The 19716-nt window shown below is 67.3% G+C and carries 17 protein-coding genes; 6 read left to right on the top strand and 11 right to left on the bottom strand.

Going from position 1 to position 19716, the window contains the following annotated elements; all coding sequences use genetic code 11:
• Positions 1 to 10: 10 nt before the first annotated feature.
• The 4 genes from BWQ93_RS00305 to BWQ93_RS00290 form a co-directional block, all read right to left on the bottom strand.
• On the bottom strand, positions 11 to 1558 hold the full coding sequence (locus BWQ93_RS00305) for an XrtA system polysaccharide chain length determinant (protein ID WP_077028778.1): 1548 nt from the start codon (positions 1556 to 1558) through the stop codon (positions 11 to 13).
• Positions 1559 to 1608: 50 nt separating this feature from the next.
• On the bottom strand, positions 1609 to 2268 hold the full coding sequence (locus tag BWQ93_RS00300) for an XrtA/PEP-CTERM system exopolysaccharide export protein (RefSeq protein WP_077028777.1): 660 nt from the start codon (positions 2266 to 2268) through the stop codon (positions 1609 to 1611).
• Between the two features lie 353 nt (positions 2269 to 2621).
• The gene (locus BWQ93_RS00295; RefSeq protein ID WP_077028776.1) at positions 2622 to 3851 is read right to left on the bottom strand and encodes a pyridoxal-dependent decarboxylase, exosortase A system-associated; all 1230 of its coding nucleotides are present in this window, start codon (positions 3849 to 3851) and stop codon (positions 2622 to 2624) included.
• Positions 3848 to 5371 carry an acyl-CoA ligase (AMP-forming), exosortase A system-associated gene (locus BWQ93_RS00290; RefSeq protein WP_077028775.1) on the bottom strand — a complete coding sequence of 508 codons (1524 nt, stop codon included), beginning with the start codon at positions 5369 to 5371 and terminating at the stop codon, positions 3848 to 3850. Before BWQ93_RS00290 ends, BWQ93_RS00295 begins: the two co-directional genes overlap by 4 nt.
• Before the next feature lie 35 nt (positions 5372 to 5406).
• Between BWQ93_RS00290 and BWQ93_RS00285 the strand changes: the two genes are divergently transcribed.
• From BWQ93_RS00285 to BWQ93_RS00270, 4 genes are read left to right on the top strand one after another with little or no spacing between them, the layout of a single operon-like run.
• The gene (locus tag BWQ93_RS00285) at positions 5407 to 6408 is read left to right on the top strand and encodes a GNAT family N-acetyltransferase (RefSeq protein ID WP_077028774.1); all 1002 of its coding nucleotides are present in this window, start codon (positions 5407 to 5409) and stop codon (positions 6406 to 6408) included.
• 7 nt (positions 6409 to 6415) lie between these two features.
• The gene (locus tag BWQ93_RS00280) at positions 6416 to 6700 is read left to right on the top strand and encodes a phosphopantetheine-binding protein (protein WP_077028773.1); all 285 of its coding nucleotides are present in this window, start codon (positions 6416 to 6418) and stop codon (positions 6698 to 6700) included.
• An 18-nt stretch (positions 6701 to 6718) separates the two neighbouring features.
• On the top strand, positions 6719 to 7387 hold the full coding sequence (locus BWQ93_RS00275; protein WP_077028772.1) for a hypothetical protein: 669 nt from the start codon (positions 6719 to 6721) through the stop codon (positions 7385 to 7387).
• Positions 7372 to 8196 carry a hydrolase 1, exosortase A system-associated gene (locus tag BWQ93_RS00270; protein WP_077028771.1) on the top strand — a complete coding sequence of 275 codons (825 nt, stop codon included), beginning with the start codon at positions 7372 to 7374 and terminating at the stop codon, positions 8194 to 8196. Before BWQ93_RS00275 ends, BWQ93_RS00270 begins: the two co-directional genes overlap by 16 nt.
• 261 nt (positions 8197 to 8457) lie before the next feature.
• Here BWQ93_RS00270 and trxB read toward each other — a convergent pair whose 3' ends face one another.
• Positions 8458 to 9423: a thioredoxin-disulfide reductase gene (gene trxB / locus BWQ93_RS00265; protein WP_077028770.1), complete on the bottom strand. Its 966-nt coding sequence runs from the start codon at positions 9421 to 9423 to the stop codon at positions 8458 to 8460.
• 93 nt (positions 9424 to 9516) lie between these two features.
• On the opposite strand from trxB, the gene BWQ93_RS00260 reads away from it, so the two are divergent.
• Entirely contained in the window at positions 9517 to 10140 is a 624-nt protein-coding gene (locus BWQ93_RS00260; RefSeq protein WP_077028769.1) for a class I SAM-dependent methyltransferase, read from the top strand.
• A 65-nt stretch (positions 10141 to 10205) separates the two neighbouring features.
• Here the strand turns inward: BWQ93_RS00260 and trhO are convergent, their stop codons facing one another.
• The 6 genes from trhO to BWQ93_RS00230 form a co-directional block, all read right to left on the bottom strand.
• A complete protein-coding gene (gene trhO, locus BWQ93_RS00255) occupies positions 10206 to 10946 on the bottom strand; it encodes an oxygen-dependent tRNA uridine(34) hydroxylase TrhO (protein ID WP_077028768.1) in 741 nt (246 codons plus the stop codon).
• A 118-nt stretch (positions 10947 to 11064) separates the two neighbouring features.
• Positions 11065 to 13086 (bottom strand): GMC family oxidoreductase N-terminal domain-containing protein, encoded by a 2022-nt coding sequence (locus BWQ93_RS00250; RefSeq protein ID WP_077032108.1) that lies wholly within the window; start codon positions 13084 to 13086, stop codon positions 11065 to 11067.
• Between the two features lie 83 nt (positions 13087 to 13169).
• Positions 13170 to 13736, bottom strand: coding sequence for a hypothetical protein (locus BWQ93_RS00245; protein WP_077028767.1), 567 nt, complete (start codon positions 13734 to 13736; stop codon positions 13170 to 13172).
• Between the two features lie 93 nt (positions 13737 to 13829).
• Positions 13830 to 14741 carry a CDF family Co(II)/Ni(II) efflux transporter DmeF gene (gene dmeF, locus BWQ93_RS00240; protein WP_077028766.1) on the bottom strand — a complete coding sequence of 304 codons (912 nt, stop codon included), beginning with the start codon at positions 14739 to 14741 and terminating at the stop codon, positions 13830 to 13832.
• A gap of 208 nt (positions 14742 to 14949) precedes the next feature.
• Entirely contained in the window at positions 14950 to 17043 is a 2094-nt protein-coding gene (locus BWQ93_RS00235; RefSeq protein WP_077028765.1) for a malate synthase G, read from the bottom strand.
• A gap of 96 nt (positions 17044 to 17139) precedes the next feature.
• Entirely contained in the window at positions 17140 to 18777 is a 1638-nt protein-coding gene (locus tag BWQ93_RS00230) for a phage tail sheath family protein (RefSeq protein ID WP_077028764.1), read from the bottom strand.
• Positions 18778 to 19002: 225 nt separating this feature from the next.
• Here BWQ93_RS00230 and BWQ93_RS00225 point away from each other — a divergent pair, with 225 nt between their 5' ends.
• On the top strand, positions 19003 to 19674 hold the full coding sequence (locus BWQ93_RS00225) for a spermidine synthase (protein ID WP_077028763.1): 672 nt from the start codon (positions 19003 to 19005) through the stop codon (positions 19672 to 19674).
• The last annotated feature ends 42 nt before the right edge of the window (positions 19675 to 19716 follow it).

Genomic DNA, 19716 nt, shown 5'->3' with positions numbered 1-19716 from the left:
TTCAACCCCCTCAGGCGACCATGCCGCGCTGGACGAATTCGGCGACGAGCAGCAGCAGGAACAGCGCCACCAGCGCGCCGCTGCCCCCCGCGAGCCAGACGAGCTTCTTCTTGCGTTCGACGTGGCGCTCGGGCGTCACGACCTCGGTGATCGAGCCGATCACCGGGAGGCCGCTCGCGCGTTCGAGCTTCGCCGCGGTGGCGTAGCTGGTGCGCACTTGGCCGAGGCCGAAGGCGACGCCGATGCCGCCGCCGATGCCCGCGAAGAGCACGAGCGTCAGGAACAGCGGCCGGTTGGGCGCCGAGGGCGCGGTCGGCTTCGTCGGCGGATCGATCAGGTCGATCTTGATCGAGTCGGTCTCGGTCTGCACCTCGCCGCGCAGGCGCACCTGCTCGCGCTGCGCCATCAGCCGGTCGTACTGCGCCTTGAGCGCCGTATATTCGCCGTTGATCCGCTCATATTCCGACGCGACGCCGGGGTTCTGGATCTGCGCAGTCGTGATCTGCGCGATGTCGTTCGACAGCTGCGCCTTGCGTGCGCTGAGCGCGCTGACGGTCGCCTGGCGCTCAGCGCGCATCGCCTGGAGCGTCGCATAAGCGGGGTTCTGCGCATTGCCGCCGCCACCGCCGCCGGTGCCTTCGCGGTCGGCCATGGCTTTGAGCGACGCGATCTGGCTCTTGAGCGCAACGACGTCGGGATGCGCGTCGGTCAGGCCGCGCGCGCGCATCGACGAGAGTTCGGCCTGCGCGCCCGCGAGCTGCTGGCGCGCGACGCCGCCGCCGGTCGAATTCAGGCCGGGAACGTTGATCGTCGCGGGGGTTTGCGCCATCTGGCCGTTCGCCGCCGCGAGCGCGCCCTGCGCCGCGGCGAGCTGGGTCTCGATCTGGCCGAGTTCGGCGCGCGCCTGGTCGATGCGCTGGCCGGGTGAGCCGGTGCCGCTGGAGATCAGGCCGATATTCTTCGCCTCGAACGCCGCGCGGCGCGCCTCGACCTCGCCCAGCGCCTTTTCGCGGTCGGCGAGCTGGGCGTCGAGGAATTTGAGGCCCTCGCGCGCGGTGATGCGTCCGCCGCGCAGCTGCTCGTCGCGGAACACCGTGATCAGGCTGTCGAGCACACCCGACGCCAGCTTGGCATTGTCGGCATCCGACAGGCTGCCGACGCCGATGCTCGACGTGATCTCGAAGATATTGTCCTGCTGGGGAACGACCTTGATATTCTTTTGCAGCGCGGCGACCGCGCCGGCCTTTTCGCGCTCGCCCGCGCCCGCGGGGATCATGCCGGTGGTGATCGCGACCTTTTCCAGGTTGCGCGCGCTGGTCAGCGTCTCGCGGATCTGGTCGATGCGCGCGCGGTCGGCATAGGGGCCCGACTGCGCGTCGGCGGGGATGATCTCGTTGATGTCGACGAGTAGGCGCGCGCGCGAATCATAGCGGTTGGGGATCGAGGCGATTACCAGCCAGCCGAGGATGCATATCCCCCAGGCGACGCCGAGCACCAGCCAGCGGCGCGTCCAGACGCTGTGCAGCGCCACCCGGAATTCGTCGTAAAGGCCGTTCATTGTCTCGTGTCAGTCCTTGGCAAATCTGGGGAGCAGCTACGCCGTGGGCGTCAGAACATGCTTTCGGGGATGATGATCACGTCGCCGGGCTGCAGCTTGACGTTCGCCTTGATGTCGCCGCGCTTGATCAGGTCGTTGAGGCGCAGCGCATATTCCTGTTGCTTGCCCGTGCCCTTGTCGTGGCGGACGAGGCGCGCCTTGTTGCCCGCGGCATATTCGCCGAGGCCGCCGACCGCGATCATCGCGTCGAGCACCGTCATGTTGGCGCGGAACGGGATCGACGCGGGCTTTTCGGTCGCGCCGACGACGCGCACCTGCTGCGAGAAAGTGCTGTTGAAGCTGGTGACGATCACGCTCACGATCGGGTCGGTGATGTACTGGCTGAGCTGGAGCTTCAGGTCCTGCTGCAGCATCGTTGGGGTCTTGCCGACCGCGGGCATGTCGGTGATCAGCGGGGTGGTGATGCGGCCGTCGGGGCGCACCTGGACCTTGCCGCCGAGCTCGGGGTTGCGCCACACGAAGATTTGGAGCTCGTCGAGCGGGCCGATGATATATTCCTCGCCGGGCCCTTCCTGGCTCTGGACGAAGTTCGCGCTGGGAAGCTGCGGCGCCGGACCGCCACCGCCCATGCATCCGGTGAGCGCGGTCGCGGCGATGCCCGAAATCAGGGCCACGCGCGCGGCGCGAAGGGCGGGGAACGACGTCTTCATCTCATCACCTTTCCTGCGGCAGGGGCGTCGCCGCGGGCTAAATGCCCGGAACGAAAGCCAATGCGTCAGGGTCAGCGATGACGGAAAAGGGTGAATATACCGTTAGTAGTCGGCTAGGTTTACACCGCGCTCGTCGCGAGTTGTGCCGCGGTGGGACAGAAATGGGCATTTGAGCCCTCCCCCTCGATGGGGGAGGCAGCGAGACTTGGCAGCTTGCTGGCTTAGTCGCAGCGGTGGGGGTGCGGTCTCGGCATCACGCGACAGCGCATGAACGCGCTGTCACCCTCATCCAACTCCGTCTAATCACTTCGCGATAAGACTTCGTATCCTTCTCCCATCGAGAGAGAAGGAAATCAGATCAGCATCTCCCTCGCCGGACCCTGCCCGAGGAAAGTCGCCGGGCTGGCGGTGGCGCCATAAGCGCCGGCCTGGAAGATCGCGACGAGGTCGCCGACGTCGCCGCGCGGGAGGGCGACCTGGTCGCCCAGCCGGTCGAGCGGCGTGCAGAGGCAGCCGACCACCGACACCGTCTCGACCGGGTCGGCGCCGAAACGGCTGGCGAGCGCGATCGGATAGTTGCGGCGGATCACCGTCCCGAAATTGCCGCTCGCCGCGAGCTGGTGATGGAGTCCGCCGTCGGTGACGAGGAAGGTCTCGCCATGGCTCACTTTCCGGTCGACGATGCGGGTCAGATAGACGCCAGCCTCGGCGACGAGCCAGCGACCGAGTTCCATCGCGAAACGGCTCGCGCCGAGCATCGGGTCGCGCGCGCTCAGCGTTTTCGCGAGGGCGTCGCCGACTGCCTTTGCATCGACCGCGGTGTCGCCGGGGAAATAGGGCACGCCCATGCCGCCGCCTAGGTTGACCAGCGGCGGCACGGCCCCCGCCGCGTTGGCGAGCCGCGCCGCGAGCGCGACGGTCTGCGCCTGGGTATCGGCGATGGCCATGGCGTCAAGGGCCTGCGACCCTGCGAAAATATGGAAACCCTGCCAGTCGGCGCCGGCGTCGATCAGGCGGCGGACGAGCACGGGGACTTCGACGGCGTCGACCCCGAAAGGCTTGGCGCCGCCGCCCATCTTCATCCCCGATCCCTTCAAGTCGAAGTCGGGATTGACGCGCACCGCGAGCCGCGGCGTGATGCCGAGCCGCGCGCCGATCGCCAGCGCGCGCTCACCCTCACCCGCTGATTCGAGGTTGAGCGTGGCGCCCGCCTTGATCGCGGCCTCGAGCTCGCGGTCGCGCTTGCCGGGGCCCGCGAAGCTGATGTGCCCCGCCGCCATGCCGCTCGACCGCGCGGCCTTGAGCTCGCCGCCCGAGGCAACGTCGAGCCCATCGACCATCATCGCCATATGGCCGAGCAGCGGGCCATAGGGGTTGGCCTTCATCGCATAATGCAACTGCACCTCGGCGGGCATCGCGGCGCGCCACTGCGCCACGCGCGCGGTGAGCAGCTGCGAGTCGTAGACGAAAAGCGGGGTGTCGCCCGCTTCCTCGGCAAGCTCGTCGGCGCGGCGACCGCCGATCAGCAGCATGCCGTCGGCGTCGGCGGCAAAGCCGGGTGGGATCGGGCCGTGCGGTTTCATGTCGCCACCTTCCAGGCCGCGGCGATCGCGACGCGGTCGAGCTTGCCATTGGGGTTGCGCGGCAGTTCCTGACGCCATTCGATCGTCTGCGGCTGCATGAAATTCGGCAGGTTCGCCTTGAGATAGGCCGCCAGCGCATCGCGGTCGGCGTCACCCTTGCCGCGCACGATCAGCACGATCGCGGCGCCGAGGCGTTCGTCGGGGACGCCGAAAGCCACAGCCTCGAAGAGCAGGCCCGAGGCGACCGCGACATCCTCGACCTCGGTCGGGCTGACGCGGTTGCCCGCGGTCTTGATCATCGCATCATCGCGCCCGACGAAATAGAGGAGGCCATTGGCGTCGCGGCGAACCGTGTCGCCCGACCACACCGACATGCCGCCATAGCGCGACGCGCGCGGCGCGGGCTTGAAGCGTAACGCGGTGCGCTCTGCATCCTGCCAATAGCCCTGCGCGACCAGCGGGCCGCAATGGACGAGCTCGCCGGGCTCCTCGTCGGCGGTGATCGTGCCGTCGGGGCGGCAGATGAGGATCTCGGCATGCGGGATCGCGCTCCCCATCGAGGTCGGATGATCGGCGACGAGCTTCGGGTCGAGATAGGTCGAGCGGAAGGCCTCGGTCAGGCCGTACATCGGGTAGATGGCGGCGTTCGGGAAGGTCTCGCGCATTGCGTCGATCAGCGACGGCGTCAGCGCGCCGCCGCTGTTGGTCAGGCGCATCAAATGCCCCGCGCTTTCGGCGGGCCATTCGCTTTCGACGAGCTGCACCCACAGCGGCGGCACGCCGGCGAGCGTCGTGGCGCCATGGCGCGCGACCGCCTTCACGACGTCGCGCGGCGTGAGATAGTCGAGCGGCGCGACCGCGGCGCCGGCATACCAGGTCGAGAGCAGCTGGTTCTGGCCATAATCGAAGCTGAGCGGCAGCACCGCGAGCACGCGGTCGTCGGGGAAGAGCTTCAGATAGTCGGCGACCGCCTCCGCGCCGAACCAGAGATTGGCGTGGCTGAGCATCACCCCCTTGGGGCGCCCGGTCGAGCCGCTGGTATAGAGGATTGCCGCGAGGTCGCCGGGCTCGGCGAGCGACGGGGGAAGCCACTGCCCGCCCGAATCAATCACTTCCTCGGCGATCTTGAGATCCTGCACCGCGCATTCCACCGGCAGGGCGTCCCCGAGCGTGTCCGACCGCGCGGCGTTGGTGACGAGCAATTTCGCGCCGCTGTCCGAGAGGATATGCGCGACCTGCGGTGCTTTCAGCAGCGGATTGACCGGCACATGGATCAGCCCCGCGCGCGCCGCTGCGAGCGGCATCAGGCACGCAAGCCGTGTCTTCGCGCTCCAGCTTGCGACGCGTTCGCCTGGGCCACCGACCTGTTCGAGCAGCCACGACGCCAGGCGGCCGACGCCCGCGTCGAGCTCGGCAAAGGTCGTAACCTTGTCGCCGATCAGCAGCGCGGGTGCATCGCTCGCGCCGCAAAGGGCGAGATGGTCGATCGGGCGCGACGTTGGGATTAGGGGCTCGGTCATCGGTTCTTAGGAGTGTGGTGATAGAGCGCCAGCCTATGCAAGGGAACGGTGAACTTCGCGCTAATGATGAGGCGGGGCTACCCGCCGACGCGCGCGCGGGTGCGCCTGCCTCGCCGTTCGAGCGCGCGGCATGGTTCGACCTGCTCGCCGCGCATGGTTTTGCGGGCGAAGCACGGGTCGACGCTTATGGCGAGGCGGGGGCGGTGACCGCATGGCTGCCGCTGCGCCGCGACCATGCCGGGCAGCTGAGCGGGCTCACCAACTGGTATAGTTTTGCGATCCGGCCGTTGTTCGTGGGCGAAGGCGACCGCGCGGCGGCGCTGCGCGCGCTGTTCGCGAAGCTCAAAAAGCGCGGCAGGCGGCTGACGCTCTATCCGGTCCCCGATGCCGCGCAGGCCGATGTGGCGAGCGCGATGCGCGCGGCGGGCTGGTGGGTCAAGGCGGTGCCCGCGGGCGACCGCCACTGGCTCGACCTAAAGGGCATGAGCCACGACGACTGGTGGGAGGGCCGTCCGGGCGCGCTCAAGAACACCGTCAAGCGCAAAGCGAAGAAGGGCGTGGTCGATATCCAGCTGCTGACCGAATATGACCCCGGCAGCTGGGCCGCCTATGAAAGCATTTATGCCGCGAGCTGGAAACCCGAGGAGGGCGACCCGGCACTGCTGCGCGCCTTTGCCGAGACCGAGAGCCGCCGCGGCACCTTTCGCATGGGGATCGCGCGGATCGAGGGGATTCCGGTTGCAGCGCAGTTCTGGACGGTCGAGGACGGCACCGCCTTCATCCACAAGCTGGCGCATGTCGAGGATAGCCTAAAAGCCTCGCCGGGAACCTTGTTGTCGGCGGCGCTGTTTCGCCATGTGATCGAGGTCGATCAAGTGGCGCGCGTCGATTTCGGCACCGGCAACGACGGCTACAAGAAGGACTGGATGAACCGGCACGAGCCGCTGTGGCGATTGGAGGCTTTCAATCCGGCGCACATCGCGGCATGGGGGCCCGCGATAAAGGCTTTTGCGCGCTCGAAGCTGGGGCGCGAGTGAGGACGTGATGACCGATACTTCCGCCGCCCCCTCCCCTTCTGGCGTCGATGCTACGCTCCGCTCCTTGCTCGCGGACATCCTGGGCCTGGGCGAGGCCCGCGCCGCAGCGCTGACCGAAAAGAGCGGGCTGTTCGGCGAACTGCCCGAGTTCGACTCGATGGCGGTCGCGACGGTGCTGACCGAGATGGAGGATCGCCTCGGCATCATCATCGACGACGACGAGATCGACGGCGAGATTTTCGAAACCTACGGCAATTTGCTGGCCTTTTCGCTGCGCAAAGTGACCGACTGAGATTTATCGGGCGCGCGCATGGACGAGCATATCTTGCGCATAGAGCCCGCCGGTGCGCCGCGCGCGACCGTGTTGATCGTTCCGCCGCTGTTCGAGGAAGCGAACCGCACGCGCCGCACCCTGGTGCTGGCGATGCGGGCGCTCGCCGCGCGCGGCGTTGCGGCGGTCATGCCCGATCTGCCGGGGCAGAATGAGAGTTTGGTGGCGCTGGAAGATGTCGATCTTTCGGACTGGCAGGTGGCGCTGGCGGAGGTTGCGGCCGGGATCGACGGGCCGGTGCTGGTGGCATCGGTGCGCGGCGGTTGCTTGATCGATCATCCAGTCGCGGCAGCTGGCTGGTGGCGCTTGGCCCCGGTCGGTGGTTCATCTTTGCTGCGCACCCTGCTGCGCGCGCGGGTGTCGGCGGATCGCGAGGCGGGGGTGACCTCGTCGATCGAGAGCCTGAGCGAGACCGCGAAGAACGAACCGCTCTTGTTAGCGGGCAATCGCCTTTCGCCTGCGATGGTCGCGCAGTTGGGCGCCGCCGAGGCCCAGCCGGTTGAACCGCTGCGCATCGTCGCGCTGGGCGCCGACGGGATCGCGGGAACGCCCCTGTGGCTGCGCGCCGAGCCGGGCGAGGATGCGGCGATGGCCGAGGCGATCGCCGACGACATTGCGGCTTGGAGCGCGACATGCGGCGCCCGCTGAACTTTGCATGCGAGAACGCGGTGCTTGCCGCGACGCTCGACGAGGCGGCAGGCTCGACCGGCCTTCTCATCGTATCGGGCGGCAACGAGATCCGCAGCGGTGCGCATCGCGGCATGGCGATGCTGGCGCAGCGCAGCGCTGCGGCCGGACATCCGGTGTTCCGCTTCGACCGGCGCGGGATCGGCGACAGCGACGGCGACAACGGCGGCTACCGGTCGAGCGGGCCCGACATCGCGGCGGCACTCGCGGCGTTCCGCGAGGCCGCGCCGCAGCTGACACGCGTGGTCGCCTTCGGCAATTGCGACGCGGCGAGCGCCTTGCTGCTGCACCAGCCGCTGGCGGTCGACGGGCTGATCCTCGCCAATCCCTGGACTTATGAGGACGACTGCGGCGACGAGGGCGAAGCGGAAGAACCCGCCCTGCCCCCGGCGTCGGCGATCCGCTCGCGCTATCTAACGCGGCTCAAGGATCCGAAAAGCCTGCTGCGGCTGGTGAAGGGCGAGATCGATTTGAAGAAGCTCGCGCGTGGGCTGTCGGCGATGCGCAAGAAGCCGGCGGCGCCGGCGTTCGGCAGCCTTGCAGGTGAACTGGACGCGACGCTGGCGGAGATGTTCTGCCCGGTGACGATATTGCTCGCGACCGGAGACCGGACGGCGCAGGCGTTTATGGAAAAGCTTGCGCCGTCATTGGCGCATATCGAGGCGAACGCGGGGTCGATCCGCATCGAGCGGCTGGCGAGTCCTTCGCATAGTTTTGCGGGGAAGGATGGCGAGTGGCTGGCGGAGCGGATTTTGGCGGCGCTCGGCTAGAAATATTTTCGCGCAGAGGCGCAGAGACCGCAGAGAAGAAGAAATTGTTCGCGCGGAGACGCGGAGGCGCGGAGAGGATTTTAGATCCGTTCGCCCTGAGTTTGTCGAAGGGCCGTTCTTTTCTTCGGGGCGGGAGAAGGACTGTGCTTCGACAAGCTCAGCACGAACGAGGTAGGAGAATTTTCTCCGCGCCTCCGCTGCTCCGCGCGAACCAGAATCTCTGCGGCCTCTGCGCCTCTGCGCGGATCGTCTTCGTGGCGATCAGGCATCCACCATCCCGTGATACTCGGCCTCGGCCAGAAACCGCTCCGCATCCAAGGCCGCCATGCAGCCCATGCCCGCGGCGGTAACGGCCTGGCGGTAGACCTTGTCGGTGACGTCGCCCGCGGCGAAGACGCCCGGGATGCTCGTCAGCGACGTGCCCGGCGTGACTTCGAGATAGCCGTCGGCGTCGAGTGGCAGCTTGCCCTTGAAGAGCTCGGTCGAGGGACTGTGGCCGATCGCGACGAAGCCGCCGTCGGTCGGCTCGTGGCTCGCCTCGCCGGTGACGGTGTCGATCAGGTCGACGCCGACGAGGCCCGACACGCCCTCGCCCGCGACGAAGCGGTCGACCTTCTTGTTCCAGAGGACCTTGATCTTCGGGTTGGCGAAGAGGCGGTCCTGCAGGATCTTTTCGGCGCGCAGATGATCGCGGCGGTGGATGAGCGTCACATCGTCGCTGTGGTTGGTGAGGTACAGCGCTTCCTCGACCGCGGTATTGCCGCCGCCGATGACAACGACTTTCTTGCCGCGGTAGAAGAAGCCATCGCACGTCGCACAGGCCGAGACGCCTTTGCCGCCCAGTGCCTGCTCGCCGGGCGCGCCGAGCCATTTGGCCTGCGCGCCGGTCGCGATCACGAGCGTTTCGGCGAGATAGACGTCGCCGCCGTCGCCGGTCAGCTTGAACGGGCGCTGCGACAGGTCGACGTCGACGATCGTGTCCCAGATCATGCTGGTGCCGACATGCACCGCCTGCGCGGTCATCTGTTCCATCAGCCAGGGGCCCTGGATCACCTCGGCATAGCCGGGGTAGTTTTCGACGTCGGTGGTGATGGTGAGCTGGCCGCCGGGCTGGAGCCCCTGCACCACGATCGGCATCATGCCCGCGCGCGCGGCGTAGATCGCGGCGGACAGGCCCGCGGGGCCGGAACCGAGGATGAGCATCTTGGTGTGGTGGGTGGCGGGCATGATCGTCTTTCTATCCCTGTGGCGGAGCGCACAGATGGGTGTTGCCAAGCGCGCTAGCAAGGGACAGGCTGCGCGCCAAGGGGAGTCCGCTTTATGGCGAGCTGGTGGGAGAGGCATGGCGTTCCGCGACTGATCAAATGCGCCTGTTCGCAGGGGCAGATCATGAAGGCGAGGAGCAAGGTCGTGCCGCATGCGGCGGGCGATGTGCTCGAGCTCGGCTGCGGCGGCGGCATCAACATGGAATTTTACGATCGCGCGCGGGTGAAGAGCTTCGCCGGGCTCGATCCCTCGCCCGAGTTGCTGGCGATGAGCCGCGCCGCGGCGGCGGCGCACGGCATCGACGCCGATATCCAGGGCGGGGTCGGCGAGGCGATGCCCTTCGGCGATGCAAGCTTCGACACGGTGGTGACGACCTTCACCCTCTGCTCGGTGGCCGAGCAGAAGGCAGTGCTGAGCGAAATCCGCCGTGTGCTGAAGCCCGGCGGGACCGCGCTATTTCTCGAGCATGGCGGCGCGCCCGATGCCGGTGTCGCGAAATGGCAGCGGCGGATCGAGCCCGTGTGGAAACGCATCGGCGGCAATTGCCACCTCACCCGCCCGATTTCGGACGCTTACGCCGCGGCCGGCTTCGCGGTCGAGCGGCAGGGCGCGATGTATATGCCCAAGAGCCCGCGGCCCTTCGGCTGGGTCGAATATGGTGCCGCGCGCGCAAACTGACGACGAAAGGAGAGCGAGAGGACGCGTTGGACGATAACGCCGTCCGGAGCGAACGACCCTCCCTTTCAGGGAGGGGAGCCGTCCTTCTCCCCCACCTCGACCAGCCCGTGGCCGACGCTCACGCGCTCGTCGAAGACGAAGCAGCTGCCGTGCCAGCGGCTCTCCGTCTCCGGCACCGCTTCGAGATAGGCTAGGATGCCGCCCTTCAAATGCACGACATCGTCGACACCCTCGCTGCGCAGGAACGCGGTCGATTTTTCGCAGCGGATGCCGCCGGTGCAGAACATCGCGATGCGCTTGCCGGCAAATTCGTCCTTGTGATCACGCCACCAGCCGGGGAAATCGCCGAAGCTCTTCGTTTGCGGGTCGATCGCGCCGTCGAAGCTGCCGTAGCCGACCTCGAAGCCGTTGCGGGTGTCGATGACCACCGTATCGGCATCGGCGATCACCGTGTTCCAGTCGGCGGGGTCTACATAGCGGCCGACGTCGCGCGACGGGTCGATGCCCGGCACCTTCATCGTCACGATTTCCTTCTTCAGCCGCACCTTCAGCCGCTGGAAGGGCATGACGGCGGCGGTCGAATATTTGACGTCGAGTTCGGCGCAATCGGGGAGCGCGCGGATATGGGCGATGACGGCGGCGATGCCCTCGGCGGGCCCGGCGACGGTGCCGTTGATGCCTTCGCGCGCGAGGAGGAGCGTGCCCCTGACACTTTGCGCGGCGCAGAGGTCAAGCAGCGGCTGACGCAGCGCGGCAGGGTCCTCGAAGGGCGCGAAGCGATAGAGGGCGGCGACGGTGAAGGTCATTTCGCTCGCCCCTTAGCCGTTCGTGTCGAGCGAAGTCGAGACACGCTTGGGACGCGCGGCGCTTCGGCGTGTCTCGACTTCGCTCGACACGAACGGGAAGAGAGGATTGTTTAAGCCCTCACCGGAACGGATCGCCGCGCCCGGTCGCATATTGCGCCATCGCCATCGTCGTCCATTGCGCGTTGACGCGGATGCAGCTGGGGAAGGTGCTGGCGTCGGTGACCAGCACATTGGTCGTGCCATGCACGCGGCATTCGGGGTCGACGATGCCATATTGCGGATTCTCGTTGATCGCATTGCCGCCGTGCGGGTGGCTGCTCGACAGGGTGAGGTCGTCCTGCTGCCTGATTTCGCGGAAGAAAAATTCGTCGACGTCCATGTCGGGCGTGATCGTCTTGCCGCTCGCCAGCGCGGGATAGCATTCGACCGCGCCCGCGGCGAAATGGACCTTGGTCAGCGTCGCCATCGCATCGCGCAGCACGGGCAGATCGTCCTCGACGTCGAGCACGAATTTGAGCTTGCCGTCGACGACCTGCCCGCGGCGGTCGGCGGGGAAGAGGATGCCCGCTGAATGGACGCGGCTGAAATTCTTCATCCGCTCGGCGTGTGTGCCGAACCAGCCGGGCATCAGCGACGCCATCGCCATCGGCGGCTGGAAATGGCTTTCGAGCAGATATTGGCCGCAGTCGACATAGCTCGTCATCTGGTCCTCGTCCCACGCCTTGCCGCCGACGCCAGCCGGCATCAGCGCCACGACGGGCGAGGCGACGTTGAGCGAGATCTGGTAGCCGGTGCCCTGGATGCCGCTACTATCGAGCAGTTTGGACGAGGCGATCGTGCCGCCCGCGACGACGACGCCGACGCGTGCGCGGACGATGCGGTGCGATCCGTCGGGCATCACCAACCGCACCGCCTCGGCCTCGATCTTGCCGTTCGATGCGTCCTGCCAGAGGATTTCCTCGGCCTTGGTCTCGGGCAGGATGCGCGCTTTATGGTCGCGGCACGCGTGGGGCAGATAGGTCTGCGCCATGCCCATGCGGCGGCCATAGGGGCAGCCCGAATTGCAATAGCCGCAATAGGCGCAGGCGCTGGGCGTGTTCGGCGGGCCGAAATTCTTGTCGAACCAGTCGGCGATCGCGCGCTTTTCGCGTGGGTCGGTCGAGGCCGCGGCGTGCCTCAGCCAGCCGTCGATGAGGTGCGTGCCGTTATGCCGCCCGCTACGCGGTTCGGCGCGCGCGATGCCGAGCTTCGCCTGCACCGCGTCGTAGCTCGCGTGGAAGGCGGCGGGGTCGATCGGCGCGCCGATGCTCGCCCATTTGGCGAGCACGTCGGGCGCGTCGGGGTGGGTGCGGCCGTCTTCGTTGACGCGCAGGCAGATGCCGTTGTTGACCGTCGACGAGCCGCCGACGTTACGCCCCTGAAAGATCACGAAATCGCTGTTGGTCGTCGTCTGCACCCCGCCATGCTTGTAGAGCGCGGCGATCATCTCCAGCTCGTGGTGCGTGATCCGGTGCGAGGGGTAGAAGGGGCCGGCCTCGACGATCAGCACCTTATAGCCCTGCGCCGCGACATTATGCGCCGCGACCGCGCCTCCGGCGCCCGAGCCGATGACGACGACATCATATTCATCCTCCAGCGTCGCGGCGGAGAGGATATGGTCGTCGTCGATCTCGCGGCCGCGCACATCCTCGATCGGGAGGTCGGGCGGGTCGATGCGGGTACGGAATTTCGGCAGGGTGAAGCCGATCTGCTTGTGCACCGGGTTCGCCTCATTGGCGTCCTGCCCGGCGCCCCGCGGCTGGTCGCCGCCCTGCCAATAGCCGTAATAGCACGCATATATAATTCCGCGCAGCCGCGCCATGTCCTGGAACAGGTCGAAGTCGCTGTTCTGCAGCCGGTTCGCAACGCGCTCGGCGCGGTCGGCGACGTCGAGTTCGACAAACACCGGCCCCAGCGCCAGCTCGGTCATGTCGAGCGAGAATTGCAGCTCGTCGAGCTTGGTCCCGCCGACCTTGCCGAACAGCGTCGCGACATTCTGCACGACGTCGTCGGCGGTGATGACCATGTCGACGCCGTGAAACAGCGCCTCGGTCAGCGTCTTCAGAAATTTGAGCTGCCCGAAATTGAACGGTGCCGTCATCGCCCCTGCCCCCTGCATTCCCCGCCGTCAGGTGACGGCGGATATCAGGGAAAGGCAAGGGCTTATTGTACGGGATCGCCAAATTAGGCGCCCGCCGCGTCGCGCGCCGCCTTCAGGAACAGCGCCGCCGAGAGCAGCCAGAGCGCGGCGAACAGGCTGGTACCGAGCACCGCTTCATAAAGCCCCGCCGGCCCCGCCGAGCCGAGCCTCGCCGCGAGCGCCACGACGCCGATGCCGACCTGCACCGCGGCGGCGGCGGCCATAGCACACGCCATGCCCGCGGCGCGATACTGGCCGATCGCCGATCCGATGATGGCGACGAGCAGCACGAGCGCAAAGAGGAGATTCCACGGGTTGCCCTCGTCACCGAGGAAACCGACCGCGCCATTGACCCAGACAAGCAGCAGCCCGGCGAGCAGGCCGAGCGCGGCGCCGGCGCGATAGGCAATGTTACCGCTCATCCGCACCGCGACCTCGAAGGTGCAGCCGACGATGCCGAACATCGTGGCGGCGAACAGGAAATCGCCGGCGGTCCACACGACCTCGTCGCTGAACTGCATCGCGACCAGCGGCACCGCAAGCAGCGCGATCGCGCCGCCCCAGCCGATCAGCCGCCACGGCATGCCGCCGCTCTTTCGTACATCGTCCATAAAAACCTCCCGAAAAATGGAGGCCCTGCCCTGCCCGGCATCGCGGGTGAGCGTCATGAGCGAAAGCTGAGCAATCGCTGAAAAGCGCAGGCTTCAGCGCACCGCGACGGTCAAATGGCCGATCCCGGCGATATGTTCGAGCCGGTCGCGGATCGCCGCGCAGGGCAGTCCGCCCTCGACCTCGACGATCGCGGCGTGCGCGCCGGGGCCGACGCGCCAGACGTGGAGGTCGACCAGCCGCACGCCCATCGCCGCGACCTCGCGCTGGACTGCATCGGCGATGCGCCCGTCGGTCTCGTCGAGCAGCACCGCCGCGGTGTCGCGCATCAGGCTCCACGACCAGCGCGCGATGACAATCGCGCCGACGATGCCCATCGCGGGGTCCATCCAGCGCCAGCCGAGATAACGCCCTGCGAGCAAAGCCGCGATCGCCAGCACCGAGGTCAGCGCGTCGGCGAGCACATGGAGATAGGCCGAGCGGAGGTTGTTATCGTGGCCGTGGCTGTGGTGGTGATCATGGCCGTGATGGTCGTGATCATGGCCGTGCTTGTGGCCATGGTCGTGCCCGCCCATCAGCAGCAAGGCGCTGACAATGTTCACCGCGAGGCCGATGACGGCGACCAATGTGGCGCTGGCAAAGTCGACGCGTTCGGGGTCGATCAGCCGCAGCACCGATTCGGCCGCGATGCCGATCGCGAACAGCCCGAGGATCAGCGCCGATGCGAAGCCGGTGAGGTCGCCGACCTTGCCCGTGCCGAAGCTGTAGCGCGGATTGTCGCGGTGGCGCTTGGCATAGCCGTAAGCCACCGCGGCGAGCCCCAGCGCGCCCGCATGCGTCGCCATATGAAAACCGTCGGCGAGCAGCGCCATCGACCCGGTGATATAGCCCGCGACGATCTCGCCAACCATCATCACCGCGGTAAGTGCGACGACCCACAGGGTGCGCCGCGCATTGTCGTCGTGCGACGCGGCGAGGAAATCATGATTGTGCGGCGCGGTGGTCATGCGCCTCAATCGAATAGCATTTTGCCGCGATGTGCAAGGTGGGTTGGGTGAGATGACTTGCGATCATCCTCCGTTCCCGTTCGTGTCGAGCGAAGTCGAGACACCCCGCAGGCAGGCGCTTCCCGAGCGTGTCTCGACTTCGCTCGACACGAACGGATTATGGGGCGGCGTATCCGCTCGCGCGCATAGCGCCGGCCCCCGCCCGTCCCTACGCCGCCTTCTTCTTCCGGCGATACTCGTGCAGCAACGGCTCGGTATAACCCGACGGCTGCGTCACGCCCTCGAAGATCAAAGCGCGCGCCGCCTGGTAGGCGATACCGTCGGGGGCGAGCTTTTCGTAGAGCGGATCGCCCGCGTTTTGCATGTCCACTTTGGCCGCCATGCGGGCCAGCGCAACGTCGACCTTTTCAGGGGTGCACACGCCGTGGAGCAGCCAGTTGGCGAGCGCCTGGCTGCTGATCCGCAGCGTAGCGCGGTCCTCCATCAGGCCGATATCGTCGATGTCGGGCACTTTCGAGCAGCCGACGCCCTGGTCGATCCAGCGCACGACATAACCCAAAATACCCTGGCAATTGTTATCGAGTTCGCGCGTCAGCTCGGCCTCGCTCCAGTTGCGGCCGGTGGCGACGGGGATGTTGAGCAGGCGATCGAGCGACGGCACCGCCTCGCCCGCGATCTCCTTCTGCCGTGCGAACACATCGACCTGGTGATAATGCAGCGCGTGCAAGGTCGCGGCGGTCGGCGATGGCACCCAGGCGGTGTTCGCGCCCGACTTCGGATGGCCGATCTTGGCGTCTAGCATCGCGCGCATCAGGTCGGGCATCGCCCACATGCCCTTGCCGATTTGCGCCTTGCCCGAAAGCCCGCAAGCGAGGCCGATGCGGACGTTGCGATCCTCGTAGCTCGCGATCCAGTCGCTCGCCTTCATCTCGCCCTTGGGTATCATTGGCCCCGCGCGCATGCTGGTGTGGATCTCGTCGCCGGTGCGGTCGAGGAAGCCGGTGTTGATGAAGACGATGCGGTCCTTCACCGCGTGAATGCACGCCGCGAGGTTCGCCGACGTCCGGCGCTCCTCATCCATCACCCCGACCTTGATCGTGTGGCGCGCGAGGCCGAGCATGTCTTCCACGGCGTCGAACAGGCGGTCGGTGAAGCCGCATTCCTGGGGCCCGTGCTGCTTGGGCTTGACGATATAGATGCTGCCCGTGCGGCTGTTCCTGAGCGTGCCGAGACCCTTCAAATCGTGCAGCGAGCAGAGGCTGGTAAACACCGCGTCGCAGAGGCCCTCGGGCGCTTCGCTGCCATCGGCGAGCCTGACCATCGGGTTGGTCATCAGATGCCCAACGTTGCGCACGAACATCACGCTGCGCCCCGGCAGGGTGAAGGCGTTGCCGTCGGGCGCGGTCCAGTCGCGGTCGGGCTCCATCGCGCGGGTGACGGTCGCGCCGCCCTTGGCGAACACTTCGGTCAGATCGCCGCGCATCAGCCCGAGCCAGTTGGCATAGCCCAGCACCTTGTCCTCGCCGTCGACCGCGGCGACGCTGTCTTCGAGGTCGATGATCGTCGTAAGCGCGGCTTCGAGCAGCACGTCGGCGATGCCCGCGGGGTCGGTCTTGCCGATCGCGCTCGCGGGGTCGATCACCAGTTCGATGTGGAGGCCGTTATGCTCGAGCAGTAGCCCGCCGTCCTTGGTGCCGACAAACTGCGCGGGGTCGGCCAGGTCGGGGGTTCCGCCGGTCCAGTCGGCCCAGCTGCCCGACGCCAGCGGTGCTGCCTCGTCGAGGAAAGCCTTCGCCCGCGCGATCACCGCGGCGCCGCGGTCGGCATCGTAGCCGCCGGGCTTCGCGGGCGGCGCGTCGAGCGCGTCGGTGCCGTAGAAGGCGTCGTAGAGGCTGCCCCAGCGCGCATTGGCGGCGTTCAAGGCAAAGCGCGCGTTGAGCGCCGGCACGACGAGCTGCGGGCCCGCCATCGTCGCGATCTCGGGATCGACATTCGCGGTGCCGACCGCGAAGGGCGCGGGTTCGGGGACGAGATAGCCGATCTCGCGCAGGAAGGCCTGATAGGCGGCCGGATCGTGGGGTTGCCCCGCCCGCTCGATATGCCAGGCGTCGATCTGGGCCTGCAGCTGTTCGCGCTTGGCGAGCAGCGCGACATTTTCGGGCGCGAATTTGCCGAGCAGCGCCGCGAAATCGGCCCAGAATCGGTCGGCGTCGAGCCCCGTGCCGGGCAGCGCGCGATCCTGCACGAAATCGACCAGCCGCGCATCGATCGACAGCCCGTGGCGGTCCAGAAATTCGGTCATTAAAGCACCCTTTGGTTCGGCGCCAAGCGCCAGTGGACCCGGGGAGGAAAGGGCCGCCGCCCTATGCCGCGAAGTGCGCTGCTTGGCAATGGGGGCTCAACTGCCCATCGTCTGGGTGAAGGTCAGCTGGATGAATTCGGCGGGGTGGGTGATCGCCAGCGTCACCGAAACGATCATATAGCCGTCGAGGATATTCTGCGCGGTCATCGTCGTTCCCAACCCGCATTGCACCCGAAAGGCATCGCTTGCCGTGTCGCCGACCAGCCCGCCCTGCTGCCACAATCCGGTGAGGAAGCCGGAAATCGCGGCTTGCGCCGCCGCCCAGGTCGTCGGATCGTTCGCCGCGAAGACATAGGCTTGCAGGGCGGTCTTGATCGACTGCTCGATAAAGATCAGCTCGCGTCGCACCTGGATATAGCGGTAATCCTGACTGTTGCCGTCGAGCGTGCGGGCGCCCCAGACGACCGTCCCCCGATCTCGCAGAAAACGCAGGATATTGATCGCGAGCCCATTGGCCGGCGCGTTGAAACCGCCTTGCTGGTCGTCGGTCACCATGCACAGCGGCGATTCGACCGACGCCAGCTCAATATTGGCGGGCGTGTTCCACACGCCGTTTTGCGCGTCGCTCCTTGCCCATATCCCCGCGATGATGGCGCTGGGGGGCTGGACGTTCAATACATCGGCCATCGCCTCCTGAATCTGTTGGTACAGCGGCAGCGTATTGGCGAGCAGATTGTCGAGCGATGTCTGCCATTGCTCCAGCGTCTGGCTCGGCTGGAGCGGCGGATATCTGGAGGCGTCGGCCGAATATTGCGGGCCGTTGCCGGTGAGCCCGGCCGACGGCGGGAACGCCGTCGCGATCGCCGCCTGAATAGCCGCCAGCTGCGGCCCCTCATAAAGCGAAACCGCCGTTGCGGTCAGCATCGCGTTGATCGCGTCGTTTTCGCCGGGCGCTGCCAGCTGTGTAGAATATATATCGTTCGTCGTGACGACCGTCGCATGCACCGCCGGCGCATAGGCGGCGCCATAGCTGGCGCTGGCGAGCGCGGGTGCGATCGCGTCCCAGAAGTCGGCCTGCGCGGTGGTCAATGCGCCGAAGCTGTCGGCGGCGAGGCAGCCCGGCAGGTCGAAGATCGCCATGCGGTCCTGCAAATTTTCAGCCTGCGTCACCATGGCACAGGCAACCTTGCCATAGTCGGCGAGGCCCAGTTGGCACGCCTCCGGCACGACCAGCATCGTCGGCCCGACCGCATAGCTTGCGGCGTTGATCCCACCTATCAGCGCATCGGCGCCGATCGAACCGCGCGGCGCGTTGCGGATCTCGCCAGCGTTCCGCGGATAATCGCCCGCGCGGTAGCCGCCCACCGAGACGACATGGCAATTGCCCCCGCCATTGGCGAAAAAGAGCATCATCTGCCGGTACAGGTTGAAACCGTCGGGGCCTGCGCCTTGGCGCGGCGTAAGGGTGAAGCCCGCGGGGTCGGTCGCGCTGGGCGCGACAACGAAGGGCGGCCGGTCGGCGCCGCCGAAATAAGCCTCATAGTCGGCCATCGACGTGATCGCGACGGGGGTGTTGTACAGCGACGTGCCGGTCGCCGGGTCGCCCGCGAATTCGGTATAGCCTACGAAGACCGCCACCGCGGTCGCGACGCCGACGATGGCGCTGCCGAAGGCATCGACCTCGGTGATATAGACCCCCGGCGTCGACCGGTTCAGATATCTGCTACTGCCCATTGGAAAATCCCCCTGCGGCCCTTGTTGCAGAATATGAGGCGGGCGGCCACCGGCGACGAAGGGCGGCTTTGGGTGGAAAGCCGCCCTGAAGACCTCCCTATCGACCTGCGATGGCGAGCATCCTTAACGTTGCCCCCCGGCTGAAAACCGCCCTCGCCGCCCGGCGCTATCGCGGCCGCTCCGCCAAGGGGTGCCAAACCGAGCCCCGCCGCCTATAGCCCCGCCATGACCCCGCGCATCCTCCTTGCCACCGCGCCCGTTCCCGACGGAGATGTACTCAGCCTGTTCCAGCGCGGCGCCGATTATTTCATCACGCTCGGCCATAGCGAGCTGATGACCAGCCGGATGAGCGGGTCCGAGGAAGCGCTGGCCGAGATGGCGTGCGACCGGCTGGGGAGGAACGCCGCGCCGCACCTGCTGATCGGCGGCTATGGCATGGGCTTTACGCTGCGCGCGGCGCTCGCGCGGCTGGGCCCCGAGGCGCGGGTGACCGTCGCCGAGCTGGTGCCCGAGGTGATCGACTGGGCGAAGGGGCCGATGGCGGACCTGACCGCGGGCTGCCTCGATGATCCGCGCGTCGATGTCGCGCTGGACGATGTCGGTGCGGTGATCGGCAGCGCGGTGCGGCGGTACGACGCGATATTGCTCGACGTCGACAACGGGCCCGACGGGCTGACGCGCGAGGGCAACGACCGTATCTATTCGATGGCGGGGCTGGCGCGCGCCAAAGCGGCGCTGCGGCCGGGCGGCATCCTCGCGATCTGGTCGGCGGCGCCCGACGCGGGCTTTGCGCGGCGGCTGAAAGAGGCGGGCTTCGCGGTCGAGGAAGTCTCCGTCCGCGCGCGGAGCAGCGGCAAGGGCGGCCGCCACATCATCTGGTTCGCGCGCGGACGCTGAACGCCGCTGCCGCCAGCCCGCTCACCCGGCCACGCGATCCCG

The sequence above is a fragment of the Sphingopyxis sp. QXT-31 genome (assembly GCF_001984035.1).
Classification (GTDB): Bacteria; Pseudomonadota; Alphaproteobacteria; order Sphingomonadales; family Sphingomonadaceae; genus Sphingopyxis.
The sequence above is the reverse complement of the archived record's forward strand: the minus strand, read 5'-3'. Positions and strand labels throughout refer to the sequence as shown.

Excerpts from the sequence above, each read along its gene's own strand:
- BWQ93_RS00275 (WP_077028772.1), top strand. The coding sequence starts at position 6,719 with ATGGACGAGCATATCTTGCGCATAGAGCCCGCCGGTGCGCCGCGCGCG.
- trxB (WP_077028770.1), bottom strand. The coding sequence starts at position 9,423 with ATGCCCGCCACCCACCACACCAAGATGCTCATCCTCGGTTCCGGCCCC.
- BWQ93_RS00225 (WP_077028763.1), top strand. The coding sequence starts at position 19,003 with ATGACCCCGCGCATCCTCCTTGCCACCGCGCCCGTTCCCGACGGAGAT.
- BWQ93_RS00260 (WP_077028769.1), top strand. The coding sequence starts at position 9,517 with ATGGCGAGCTGGTGGGAGAGGCATGGCGTTCCGCGACTGATCAAATGC.
- BWQ93_RS00305 (WP_077028778.1), bottom strand. The coding sequence starts at position 1,558 with ATGAACGGCCTTTACGACGAATTCCGGGTGGCGCTGCACAGCGTCTGG.
- BWQ93_RS00295 (WP_077028776.1), bottom strand. The coding sequence starts at position 3,851 with ATGAAACCGCACGGCCCGATCCCACCCGGCTTTGCCGCCGACGCCGAC.
- BWQ93_RS00230 (WP_077028764.1), bottom strand. The coding sequence starts at position 18,777 with ATGGGCAGTAGCAGATATCTGAACCGGTCGACGCCGGGGGTCTATATC.
- dmeF (WP_077028766.1), bottom strand. The coding sequence starts at position 14,741 with ATGACCACCGCGCCGCACAATCATGATTTCCTCGCCGCGTCGCACGAC.
- BWQ93_RS00235 (WP_077028765.1), bottom strand. The coding sequence starts at position 17,043 with ATGACCGAATTTCTGGACCGCCACGGGCTGTCGATCGATGCGCGGCTG.
- BWQ93_RS00280 (WP_077028773.1), top strand. The coding sequence starts at position 6,416 with ATGACCGATACTTCCGCCGCCCCCTCCCCTTCTGGCGTCGATGCTACG.
- BWQ93_RS00300 (WP_077028777.1), bottom strand. The coding sequence starts at position 2,268 with ATGAAGACGTCGTTCCCCGCCCTTCGCGCCGCGCGCGTGGCCCTGATT.
- BWQ93_RS00270 (WP_077028771.1), top strand. The coding sequence starts at position 7,372 with ATGCGGCGCCCGCTGAACTTTGCATGCGAGAACGCGGTGCTTGCCGCG.
- BWQ93_RS00285 (WP_077028774.1), top strand. The coding sequence starts at position 5,407 with ATGCAAGGGAACGGTGAACTTCGCGCTAATGATGAGGCGGGGCTACCC.
- trhO (WP_077028768.1), bottom strand. The coding sequence starts at position 10,946 with ATGACCTTCACCGTCGCCGCCCTCTATCGCTTCGCGCCCTTCGAGGAC.
- BWQ93_RS00245 (WP_077028767.1), bottom strand. The coding sequence starts at position 13,736 with ATGGACGATGTACGAAAGAGCGGCGGCATGCCGTGGCGGCTGATCGGC.
- BWQ93_RS00250 (WP_077032108.1), bottom strand. The coding sequence starts at position 13,086 with ATGACGGCACCGTTCAATTTCGGGCAGCTCAAATTTCTGAAGACGCTG.
- BWQ93_RS00290 (WP_077028775.1), bottom strand. The coding sequence starts at position 5,371 with ATGACCGAGCCCCTAATCCCAACGTCGCGCCCGATCGACCATCTCGCC.